Source organism: Bacillus sp. JJ783, assembly GCF_036963225.1.
Lineage (GTDB): Bacteria > Bacillota > Bacilli > Bacillales > Bacillaceae_G > Bacillus_A > Bacillus_A cereus_U.
Genome location: NZ_JBALMG010000211.1, coordinates 1 through 1,682 on the forward strand (window position 1 = coordinate 1; position 1,682 = coordinate 1,682).

Here is a 1,682-nt window from a genome sequence, read left to right on the forward strand (position 1 = left end):
GTATGAAAAGTTTTGCTATATAGTTTAAGGAGGAATAGGTGCATCAAAAGTAATGAAAGTATTGATAAATTTATTGAAATAATTCTATTAATGTAAATAATGATAATTTATGAGAGGAGACTTAATTTAAGCATGAAGAAAGTTATTATTTCGGATCTAGATGGGACTCTATTAAGAAGTGATAAAACAATTTCAGAGAAATCTATTGATATTTTGAGGGAATGTAAAAATAAAGGGGATAAATTGATTTTTGCTACGGCAAGACCTCCAAGAGATATAAATCGGTATATTCCCAATGCGTTAAAGAATGACATTATCATTTGTTATAACGGAGCAATTGTTCTTAAAGGTAATGATATTTTATATAAAAAGGAGATTTCTAAGAATAATATTTTAGAAATCATAGAAAAAGCAAAAAAATATAACCTTAATCATATTTGTATTGAAATAAATGATAAGCTGTACTCAAATTTTGATGTTACTGATTACTTTGGTAATGTACATTGTGAAGTTATAGACGTAAAAGAGCTAGAATTCGAAAAAGCTTTTAAAGTGATCATTTGTAATAAGGGTTCAATAGATAAGAATTTAATTAAAGAACTTCCTGTCGAATGTAATGCAGTCATTACGGATGACGGAACATTGTGTCAAATTATGCATGCGGAAGTTTCAAAATGGAATAGTATTCAACATGTTCTTCAGCACATTAATTGTGACGTATCTGACGTAATTGTATTTGGAGATGACTATAATGATATGGAAATGATAGAGAAATGTGGCATTGGTGTTGCAATGAACAATGCTGTTGAGGAATTAAAATCCGTCGCTAAATTTATTGCCAAAAGTAATGATGAGGATGGAGTTGCTACATTTCTGGAAAGTAATAGTTATATTTATGTTAATTAGTATGAAAGAATGAATTGTAGTAAGTTGCGAAAAAAGAGAAGCTACATCTGTTTTTAATAGATAGAAATTATGAAAAGGGCTATGTGGGAGGAAATAGGCGAGATGAAAACATTATTTAAAATAATAGGAATTATAGCTGGTATGGCGGTAATCGGGGTAGGTGTAACGTATGGTATGCTGTATTATCTGAATAATAGTAAACCAGCTGCGAAAAAGGCATCACCAGCCGCTCCAGCAGTAGAAGTGCTAGCTGATAGTAATGTAAAAGCCGAAGATGCAAAGTTATTAGAAAATGGAAATCATTCATTGCCGAATAGTGGTTTTAATAAAAATTTCAAATGGACAGATGAGAACATACAGACAGCATTACATGAAATGGCACATCAAAAAACAAAAGCTGATCAAAAATGGGGTTATATTTTTATTACACAAGAACGTATTGAAAGTTTACTTGAAATTATAAATAGTAATGATATTGCACAAAAAAGTACATATGTGGATATTTTAGAACGATGGAAACAAGGAAAATATGAAAAGGTTGATGTGGACCACAACAAGATTTGGAAATTGCAAAGTGGGAATTTAGGAGAAGGGAAAGGAGTAATGTCAGAAAAGGAGCAAAAAGAGTTAATTAATCAAGTTTTTATACAAAAAGGTACATATTCAGGTAGTAAATTAATTGCAGGTGAGGTACAAGCTAATAAATAATATACATATTGATTTTGAAACATCTTTACTGTTATGAACACAAATGTTTTAACAAAAATGAGTAACTG

The 1,682-nt window shown here is 30.1% G+C and carries 2 protein-coding genes; both read left to right on the forward strand.

The genetic code is table 11. The features are described from left to right. Positions 1 to 132 precede the first annotated feature (132 nt). Positions 133 to 906: an HAD family hydrolase gene (locus V7038_RS28270; RefSeq protein ID WP_335695995.1), complete on the forward strand. Its 774-nt coding sequence runs from the start codon at positions 133 to 135 to the stop codon at positions 904 to 906. Positions 907 to 1,008: 102 nt separating this feature from the next. Beyond that, positions 1,009 to 1,614 (forward strand): PRK06770 family protein, encoded by a 606-nt coding sequence (locus tag V7038_RS28275; protein ID WP_070128367.1) that lies wholly within the window; start codon positions 1,009 to 1,011, stop codon positions 1,612 to 1,614. The last annotated feature ends 68 nt before the right edge of the window (positions 1,615 to 1,682 follow it).